A 9061-nucleotide genomic window follows, 5' to 3' on the forward strand; every position below is an offset into this window, starting at 1 on the left:
AAACACTTTTGAAATGAAGATTTTAAAAAAAGAGAAAAATTTGAATTTCATAGTTGACAAATGTAGATTTTTGGAGTATACTAATAACTGTAATCGACAAATGTAGATTTAGGAGGTGTGATTATGCAGATTTCAGATGCAGAATGGCAGGTCATGAAGATTATTTGGATGCAAGGAGAGCAGACCAGTACGGATTTGATCAGGGTTCTGGCGGAGCGGTTCGACTGGTCCAAGTCAACCATTCAAACTCTTTTGGCTCGTTTGGTTGAGAAAGAGTGTCTGACAAGGAAAAAAGAAGGCAAGTTCTTTATCTATTCAGCCCTTTTAACTTTGGACCAAAGTCGGGATTTACTTGTTCAAGATATCAAGGACAAGGTTTGTTCTCGTAGGATTAAGAACTTGTTGGCTGATTTGATTGCTGAATGTGATTTTACTCAGGCTGACTTAGAAGACTTGGAAACTGCGATTTCTAAGAAGAAATCAAGTGCTGTAACAGAAGTAAGATGTAATTGTATGTAAAGGAGACGTCATGTTAAATAGTATTGTAACCATTGTTTGTATTACCCTTATCGCGTTTATCTTGTTCTGGTTTTTCAAAAAGCCTGAAAAATCTGGACAAAAAGCCCAGCAAAAAAAGGGCTACCAAGAGATTCGAGTGGAGGTCATGGGGGGCTATACGCCTGAGTTGATTATCCTCAAGAAATCAGTGCCAGCCCGCATTGTCTTTGACCGTAAGGACCCTTCACCCTGTCTAGACCAAATTGTTTTTCCAGATTTTGGTGTACATGCGGACCTGCCAATGGGTGAAGAGTATATAGTGGAAATCACGCCTGAGCAGGCTGGAGAGTATGGTTTCTCTTGTGGCATGAATATGATGCACGGCAAGATGATTGTAGAATAGGAGAATGATATGACTGAAATTGTAAAAGCAAGTCTTGAGAATGGTGTTCAAAAAATCCGTATCACGGCAGACAAAGGCTACCATCCAGCCCACATTCAACTGCAAAAAGGAGTTCCTGCTGAGATCACCTTTCACCGTGTAACACCTTCAAACTGTTATAAGGAAATTCTGTTTGAAGAAGAAGGTATTCTAGAACCAATCGGCGTAGACGAAGAGAAAACAATTCGATTTACACCTCAAGAATTAGGTCAACATGAATTTTCTTGTGGCATGAAGATGCAAAAGGGGAGTTATACCGTAGTTGAGAAGACTCGAAAATCTCTATCACTTTTACAGCGTTTTTGGATTACTAGTATCTTTACTGTGCCTCTTGTGATTCTCATGATTGGGATGTCGACAGGAGGAATTAGTCACCAAGTTATGCGTTGGGGAACCTTTTTAGCCACAACACCGATTATGCTAGTAGCAGGTGGTCCTTATATCCAAAGTGCTTGGGCTAGTTTTAAAAAGCACAATGCCAACATGGATACCTTGGTTGCTCTGGGAACCCTAGTGGCCTATTTCTATAGCTTAGTTGCCCTCTTCGCTGGTCTCCCCGTTTACTTTGAAAGTGCTGCATTTATCTTCTTCTTCGTTCTTATGGGAGCCGTTTTTGAGGAGAAAATGCGGAAAAATACTTCCCAAGCTGTGGAGAAATTGCTGGACTTGCAGGCTAAAACAGCAGAAGTCTTGCGTGAGGATCGCTATGTTCAAGTTCCTTTGGAGCAAGTCAAGGTAGGTGACCTGATTCGAGTGCGTCCCGGTGAAAAGATTGCTGTTGATGGTGTCGTAGTAGAAGGTATCTCTAGTATTGATGAGTCTATGGTGACAGGTGAGAGTCTGCCTGTGGACAAGACAGTTGGAGATACCGTCATTGGTTCAACCATCAATAATAGTGGAACACTTGTTTTTAGAGCAGAAAAAGTTGGTTCAGAGACTGTTTTGGCTCAGATTGTGGATTTTGTGAAGAAAGCTCAGACCAGTCGTGCGCCGATTCAGGACTTGACGGATAAAATTTCAGGGATTTTTGTTCCAGCAGTTGTCATTTTAGGGATTGTGACCTTTTGGGTTTGGTTCGTCTTGCTCAGGGATAGTGTAGTTGTGCTTGGAGCGAGCTTTGTGTCTTCGCTTCTCTACGGAGTGGCGGTTTTGATTATCGCCTGTCCTTGTGCATTGGGACTTGCAACACCGACAGCCCTTATGGTGGGGACAGGACGCAGTGCCAAGATGGGAGTTCTCCTCAAAAATGGAACGGTTCTACAGGAAATCCAGAAAGTCCAAACTATTGTCTTTGATAAGACCGGGACTTTGACTGAAGGGAAACCTGTGGTCACAGATATCATCGGCGACGAGACAGAAGTGCTTGGATTGGCAGCTTCCTTGGAAGAAGCTTCTCAACACCCACTGGCTGAAGCCGTTGTGAAACGAGCGAGTGAAGCTGGACTTGAGCTTCACACTGTTGAAAATTTCCAAGCCTTGCACGGAAAAGGTGTCTCAGGGCAAATCAATGGAAAACAAGTTTTGCTTGGAAATGCTAAAATGCTGGATTGCATGGATATTTCTAGCATTTATCAAGAAAAACTAGAAGAACTAGAAAAAGAAGCTAAGACAGTTGTTTTCTTGGCTGTGGACAATGAAATCAAAGGCTTGCTTGCTCTGCAAGATATTCCTAAGGAAAATGCTAAGCTTGCCATCAGTCAGTTGAAAAAACGAGGTCTTAAAACAGTCATGCTGACAGGAGACAATGCAGGTGTGGCGCGTGCTATTGCCGATCAGATCGGAATCGAAGAGGTCATTGCAGGTGTCTTGCCAGAAGAAAAAGCTCATGAAATCCATAAACTACAAGCGGCTGGCAAAGTAGCCTTTGTTGGGGATGGTATCAATGATGCTCCTGCCCTTAGTGTAGCAGATGTGGGGATTGCTATGGGAGCTGGAACAGATATTGCCATCGAGTCAGCAGATTTGGTGTTGACAACTAATAACCTCCTAGGAGTGGTTCGTGCCTTTGACATGAGTAAGAAAACCTTTCATCGTATTCTGCTCAATCTTTTCTGGGCCTTTATCTACAACGTCGTCGGAATTCCGATAGCAGCAGGAATCTTTTCAGGTGTTGGACTGGCCCTTAACCCAGAACTGGCAGGTCTAGCCATGGCATTTAGTTCTGTATCTGTGCTGACCAGTTCCCTTCTCTTAAACTTTAGTAAAATAGATTAAAAGCGGGCTTGCTCGCTTTTTATTATAAAACAGAAATTAAAAAACATTTCCAAACTGTACTGTAATAGAGAATAAAAACTTCTGAGCAGATTCTTAGTAAACTAAAAATAAATGTGATAAATTAGTATTGTAAAAATTTGCTGAAACGTTTTCAAAAACTATATGAAACCTTTTTTAGTAGATTTAAAAATATTTGAAGGAGAGTTATCATTATGACTCAAGGGAAAATTACTGCATCTGCAGCAATGCTTAATGTATTGAAAACATGGGGCGTAGACACAATCTACGGTATCCCATCAGGAACACTCAGCTCATTGATGGATGCTTTGGCTGAAGACAAAGATATCCGCTTCTTGCAAGTTCGCCACGAAGAAACAGGTGCCCTTGCAGCGGTTATGCAAGCTAAATTCGGTGGCTCAATCGGTGTTGCAGTTGGTTCAGGTGGACCTGGTGCGACTCACTTGATTAATGGTGTTTACGATGCAGCAATGGATAACACTCCATTCCTAGCGATCCTTGGATCACGTCCAGTTAACGAATTGAACATGGATGCCTTCCAAGAATTGAACCAAAACCCAATGTACAACGGTATCGCTGTTTACAACAAACGTGTAGCTTACGCTGAGCAATTGCCAAAAGTAATTGACGAAGCTTGCCGTGCTGCAGTTTCTAAAAAAGGTCCAGCTGTTGTTGAAATCCCAGTAAACTTCGGTTTCCAAGAAATCGACGAAAACTCATACTATGGATCAGGTTCATACGAGCGTTCATTCATCGCTCCTGCTTTGAACGAAGTTGAAATCGACAAAGCTGTTGAAATCTTGAACAATGCTGAACGTCCAGTGATCTATGCTGGTTACGGTGGTGTTAAAGCTGGTGAAGTGATCACTGAATTGTCATGTAAAATCAAAGCACCAATCATCACAACTGGTAAAAACTTTGAAGCTTTCGAATGGAACTATGAAGGTTTGACAGGTTCTGCTTACCGTGTTGGTTGGAAACCAGCCAACGAAGTGGTCTTTGAAGCAGACACAGTTCTTTTCCTTGGTTCAAACTTCCCATTTGCTGAAGTATACGAAGCATTCAAAAACACTGAAAAATTCATCCAAGTCGATATTGACCCTTACAAACTTGGTAAACGTCATGCTCTTGACGCTTCAATCCTTGGTGATGCAGGTCAAGCAGCGAAAGCAATTCTTGACAAAGTGAATCCAGTTGAATCTACTCCATGGTGGCGTGCAAACGTGAAGAATAACCAAAACTGGCGCGATTACATGAACAAACTCGAAGGTAAAACTGAGGGTGAATTGCAATTGTATCAAGTTTACAATGCAATCAACAAACATGCTGATCAAGACGCTATCTATTCAATCGACGTAGGTGACACTACTCAAACATCTACTCGTCACCTTCACATGACACCTAAGAACATGTGGCGTACATCGCCACTCTTTGCGACAATGGGTATTGCCCTTCCTGGTGGTATCGCTGCTAAGAAAGACAATCCAGATCGCCAAGTATGGAACATCATGGGTGACGGTGCATTCAACATGTGCTACCCAGACGTTATCACAAACGTTCAATACGACCTTCCAGTTATCAACGTTGTCTTCTCAAATGGTAAATATGCCTTCATCAAGGACAAATACGAAGACACAAACAAACATTTGTTTGGTTGTGACTTCCCTAATGCTGACTATGCTAAAATCGCTGAAGCGCAAGGTGCTGTAGGATTTACAGTTGACCGTATCGAAGACATCGATGCAGTTGTCGCAGAAGCCGTTAAATTGAACAAAGAAGGTAAAACTGTTGTTATCGATGCTCGCATCACTCACCACCGTCCACTTCCAGTAGAAGTACTTGAATTGGATCCAAAACTTTACTCAGAAGAAGCAATCAAAGCCTTCAAGGAAAAATACGAAGCAGAAGAACTCGTACCATTCCGTCTCTTCTTGGAAGAAGAAGGTTTGCAATCACGCGCAATTAAATAATTCCTTCTTGGAACTTAAAAAGATCGGAGTAATCCGGTCTTTTTATGGAGGATAGTAAATGAATTTAAATCAATTAGATATTATCGTTTCAGATGTTCCCCAAGTCTGTGCTGACTTGGAGCGTATTTTGGATAAAAAGGCAGATTATGCTGATGATGGTTTTGCTCAGTTTACGATTGGCAGTCACTGTCTGATGTTGTCCCAAAATCATTTGGTTCCTTTGGAAAACTTTCAGTCAGGAATCATTCTTCATATCGATGTTGAGGATCTAAATCAGAATTACCAACGTTTAAAAGAGATTGGTGTCGAGATTTTACATGGGCCAGTTGTAACTGATTGGGGAACAGAATCCTTGCTAGTGAGTGGCCCTGCTGGTCTAGTGATTGATTTTTATCGTATGAAATAAGGCGCTTAGTCATTTGAAGATAACCTTAATTATTCTTAAAAACAGAATGTGAGAATATGAACTATTGAAAGATCGGAGTCATCCGGTCTTTTTATATAAATATTTGACAACGCTTTCTTGGAATCTTATAATAAAAATATAACAGCATAAAGTAAAACTGATATGGAAAGGAGAAATATTTTTTAAACAGCAGTAGTAAGTGAATTTTCTTATTTCACTGGAACTTGGGATTGAAATATCTCCATGAATAGATAGTAGGAGGAAAGAGATGCAAAAAAAGGATATTTATCTAATCTGTGTGACCATGATTATCTGTTCAATTATTATAGGTTTGATTGTAGGAAGTTTTATTTTGCATGGTCTTGAAGATATTGCATCAATCATTAGCTACGGCTTAATGATAATCAATCAGTCCATCCATTAATTGACAAGAGCTATTCATTTTTACATTTTATGGATTAAACAGATCGGAGCAATCCGGTCTTTTTCTTATCACAAGACTGTGGTAGTTTACATTTTTATAATAAAAGTCTTAAAGTCTTGCTTATTTTTGTATTAAATTATAAAATAGAAAGTATAAAAGAATAAAAGAGGTTTTGAAAATGTCTGAAAAACAAATGAAAGTGTTGGGGTGGGTAGCGACTTTCATGTCTGTTATGATGTATGTGTCTTACTTCCCACAAATCATGAATAATCTTGCCGGTCAAAAAGGCAACTTCATTCAACCCCTAGTCGCAGCTATCAACTGTAGTCTCTGGGTTTACTATGGTCTTTTCAAGAAGGAAAGAGATATTCCACTTGCAGCTGCTAATGCACCAGGTATCGTTTTTGGTTTAGTAACGGCTATCACAGCTTTGATTTAAAAAGAAGACTGCTTTCAGTCTTTTTTTCGTATATGTGAGCAAGCTCAGGACATCATTACCCAGATAGTTTCAAACTTTTTATCTCCTTTTTAGTATAATAGAACTATCAAATCAAGTGAGGTAAAGTGATGACAGAAAGATTACAATTTCCAGAGGGCTTCCTCTGGGGTGGTGCAACAGCAGCCAACCAATGCGAGGGTGCTTATAATCTTGATGGGCGTGGCTTAGCGAACGTTGATATCGTCCCCATTGGTCCAGATCGTGAAGCCATTATCACAGGTCAGAAAAAGATGTTTTCGTTTGAGGAGGGCTATTTTTACCCAGCAAAAGAAGCCATTGATATGTACCATCATTACAAGGAAGATATTACTCTTTTTGCAGAAATGGGTTTTAAGACTTATCGGCTTTCCATTGCTTGGACTCGGATTTTTCCTAAGGGAGACGAAACCGAGCCAAATGAAGCTGGTCTAGCCTTTTATGAGGATTTGTTTAAGGAATGTCATAAGTATGGAATCCAACCTCTGGTAACCATTACTCATTTCGACTGTCCTATGCACTTGATTGAAGAGTACGGTGGATGGCGCAATCGACGTATGTTAGACTTCTATGAAAAACTTTGTCGCACGCTCTTTACCCGCTATAAGGGCTTAGTCAAATACTGGCTTACCTTTAATGAAATCAACATGATTCTCCATGCCCCCTTTATGGGAGCTGGGCTCTGTTTTGAAGAAGGAGAAAATCAAGAACAGGTTAAATATCAGGCTGCTCACCATGAGTTGGTGGCCTCGGCCATGGCGACTAAGCTTGCCCACGAAATTGACCCAGAAAACAAGGTGGGATGTATGTTGGCTGCAGGGCAATACTATCCTAACACAGCCCATCCGAGAGACTACTGGGCTACTATGGAAGAAGACCGTAAGAGTTACTTCTTCATTGATGTTCAAGCGCGTGGGGAATACCCAAATTACGCTAAGAAGCAGTGGGAACGTGAAGGAATTAAGGTTGAAATGGCTCCAGAAGATTTGGATTTGTTGAAGAATCACACTGTTGACTTTGTTTCCTTCTCTTACTATGCAAGTCGAGTGGCCTCAGGGGATCCAGAAGTGAGGGATCTGACTGCTGGGAATGTCTTTGCCTCTATCAAAAATCCTTATCTTGAATCCTCAGAATGGGGATGGCAGATTGACCCACTTGGCCTTCGTATCACCCTCAATGCCATCTGGGATCGTTACCAAAAGCCAATGTTTATCGTAGAAAATGGACTCGGTGCTATGGACACGCCAGATGAGAATGGTTATGTAGCAGATGACTATCGGATTGCTTACTTAAAGGCTCATATCAAGACTATGCGAGATGCCATTTACCAAGATGGAGTTGACTTGCTTGGTTATACGACTTGGGGTTGTATCGATCTGGTTTCAGCTGGAACAGGCGAAATGAACAAGCGCTATGGCTTTATCTATGTGGATAGAGATAATGCTGGTCATGGAAGCCTCAAACGGAGCAAGAAGAAGTCCTTCTACTGGTACAAGGATGTCATTGCCAGCAATGGTGCAAGTATTGAGTAGAGCACATTTGTTTACTATTTTTATAAAATCTTCTCCCTACTTTATAAGATATGAAAAAGAGTTCAACTGGAACTCTTTTTTTGCTATAATGAGGGGAGAAAAATCAGACAGGAGATCAAGATGTCAGAACCATTATTTTTACAATCAGTTATGCAAGAAAAAATTTGGGGTGGAACCAAGCTACGTGATGAGTTTGGTTATGACATCCCAAGTGAAAAAATAGGTGAATACTGGGCCATCTCAGCACATCCAAATGGAGTTTCAAAGGTGGCAAATGGTCGTTACGAGGGAACAGACTTAGCTACTTTGTATGCGGAACACCGTGAGTTGTTTGGCAATCGTCCAGAACCTGTATTTCCACTGTTGACTAAGATTCTGGATGCCAACGACTGGCTCAGTGTCCAAGTTCACCCAGATGATGCCTATGGACTAGAGCATGAAGGCGAGCTTGGAAAAACAGAATGCTGGTATATTATCGCTGCAGACGAAGGTTCAGAGATTATTTACGGTCACAATGCCAAGTCAAAAGAAGAACTCCGCCAGCAAATCGAAGACAAGAACTGGGATGACTTGCTGACAAAAGTACCAGTTAAGGCTGGAGATTTCTTCTATGTACCAAGTGGGACTATGCACGCTATCGGAGCAGGCATCTTGATTCTTGAAACCCAGCAATCTAGCGATACCACTTACCGTGTCTATGACTTTGACCGTAAGGATGATAATGGCAACTTGCGTGAACTTCACCTTGAAAAATCTATCGATGTTTTGAACATTGGCGAGCCTGCCAATAGCCGTCCTGTAATTGTCAAAGCAGATAATTTACGTTCCACTCTCCTTGTATCCAATGATTTCTTTGCAGTTTACAAGTGGGAAATTACTGGGAAAGTTGACTTCGAAAAGACAGCTGACTACAGCTTATTTAGTGTCTTAGCTGGTCAAGGTCAGCTTACTGTTGACGGAAAAAACTATCCAATCCAAAAAGGCAGCCACTTTATCCTACCAAGTGATGTTGAAGCTTGGACTCTGGAAGGGCAAGGTTTGGAATTGATTGTTAGCCATCCATAAAAAAGAAAGGGCCTGAG

9 protein-coding genes are annotated in these 9061 nt (G+C 41.2%); all 9 read left to right on the forward strand.

Going from position 1 to position 9061, the window contains the following annotated elements:
* The first annotated feature begins 123 nt into the window (after positions 1-123).
* The 9 genes from SMSK597_RS06135 to manA all read left to right on the forward strand — a co-directional run bounded on the left by SMSK597_RS06135 (position 124) and on the right by manA (position 9044).
* The gene (locus tag SMSK597_RS06135; protein ID WP_001167193.1) at positions 124-519 is read left to right on the forward strand and encodes a CopY/TcrY family copper transport repressor; all 396 of its coding nucleotides are present in this window, start codon (positions 124-126) and stop codon (positions 517-519) included.
* A gap of 10 nt (positions 520-529) precedes the next feature.
* Positions 530-901 (forward strand): cupredoxin domain-containing protein, encoded by a 372-nt coding sequence (locus tag SMSK597_RS06140; RefSeq protein WP_000935079.1) that lies wholly within the window; start codon positions 530-532, stop codon positions 899-901.
* Positions 902-910: 9 nt separating this feature from the next.
* Positions 911-3154, forward strand: a complete 2244-nt coding sequence (locus SMSK597_RS06145; protein WP_000136346.1) for a heavy metal translocating P-type ATPase — start codon at positions 911-913, stop codon at positions 3152-3154.
* 212 nt (positions 3155-3366) lie between these two features.
* Positions 3367-5142: a pyruvate oxidase gene (spxB, locus tag SMSK597_RS06150; RefSeq protein ID WP_000191801.1), complete on the forward strand. Its 1776-nt coding sequence runs from the start codon at positions 3367-3369 to the stop codon at positions 5140-5142.
* A gap of 58 nt (positions 5143-5200) precedes the next feature.
* Positions 5201-5548 carry a VOC family protein gene (locus SMSK597_RS06155; RefSeq protein ID WP_001052634.1) on the forward strand — a complete coding sequence of 116 codons (348 nt, stop codon included), beginning with the start codon at positions 5201-5203 and terminating at the stop codon, positions 5546-5548.
* 268 nt (positions 5549-5816) lie between these two features.
* Positions 5817-5972, forward strand: coding sequence for a hypothetical protein (locus tag SMSK597_RS13555; protein ID WP_001169682.1), 156 nt, complete (start codon positions 5817-5819; stop codon positions 5970-5972).
* A gap of 178 nt (positions 5973-6150) precedes the next feature.
* A complete protein-coding gene (locus SMSK597_RS06160) occupies positions 6151-6411 on the forward strand; it encodes a SemiSWEET family transporter (RefSeq protein WP_001291476.1) in 261 nt (86 codons plus the stop codon).
* A gap of 128 nt (positions 6412-6539) precedes the next feature.
* The gene (locus SMSK597_RS06165; protein WP_000140151.1) at positions 6540-7979 is read left to right on the forward strand and encodes a 6-phospho-beta-glucosidase; all 1440 of its coding nucleotides are present in this window, start codon (positions 6540-6542) and stop codon (positions 7977-7979) included.
* A 120-nt stretch (positions 7980-8099) separates the two neighbouring features.
* Complete coding sequence (gene manA, locus SMSK597_RS06170) at positions 8100-9044, forward strand: mannose-6-phosphate isomerase, class I (RefSeq protein WP_001294308.1); 945 nt, start codon at positions 8100-8102, stop codon at positions 9042-9044.
* Positions 9045-9061 lie beyond the last annotated feature (17 nt).

The organism is Streptococcus mitis SK597 (genome assembly GCF_000148545.1).
Lineage (GTDB): Bacteria > Bacillota > Bacilli > Lactobacillales > Streptococcaceae > Streptococcus > Streptococcus mitis_C.

Excerpts from the sequence above, each read along its gene's own strand:
- SMSK597_RS06135 (WP_001167193.1), top strand. The coding sequence starts at position 124 with ATGCAGATTTCAGATGCAGAATGGCAGGTCATGAAGATTATTTGGATG.
- SMSK597_RS06140 (WP_000935079.1), top strand. The coding sequence starts at position 530 with ATGTTAAATAGTATTGTAACCATTGTTTGTATTACCCTTATCGCGTTT.
- SMSK597_RS06145 (WP_000136346.1), top strand. The coding sequence starts at position 911 with ATGACTGAAATTGTAAAAGCAAGTCTTGAGAATGGTGTTCAAAAAATC.
- spxB (WP_000191801.1), top strand. The coding sequence starts at position 3,367 with ATGACTCAAGGGAAAATTACTGCATCTGCAGCAATGCTTAATGTATTG.
- SMSK597_RS06155 (WP_001052634.1), top strand. The coding sequence starts at position 5,201 with ATGAATTTAAATCAATTAGATATTATCGTTTCAGATGTTCCCCAAGTC.
- SMSK597_RS13555 (WP_001169682.1), top strand. The coding sequence starts at position 5,817 with ATGCAAAAAAAGGATATTTATCTAATCTGTGTGACCATGATTATCTGT.
- SMSK597_RS06160 (WP_001291476.1), top strand. The coding sequence starts at position 6,151 with ATGTCTGAAAAACAAATGAAAGTGTTGGGGTGGGTAGCGACTTTCATG.
- SMSK597_RS06165 (WP_000140151.1), top strand. The coding sequence starts at position 6,540 with ATGACAGAAAGATTACAATTTCCAGAGGGCTTCCTCTGGGGTGGTGCA.
- manA (WP_001294308.1), top strand. The coding sequence starts at position 8,100 with ATGTCAGAACCATTATTTTTACAATCAGTTATGCAAGAAAAAATTTGG.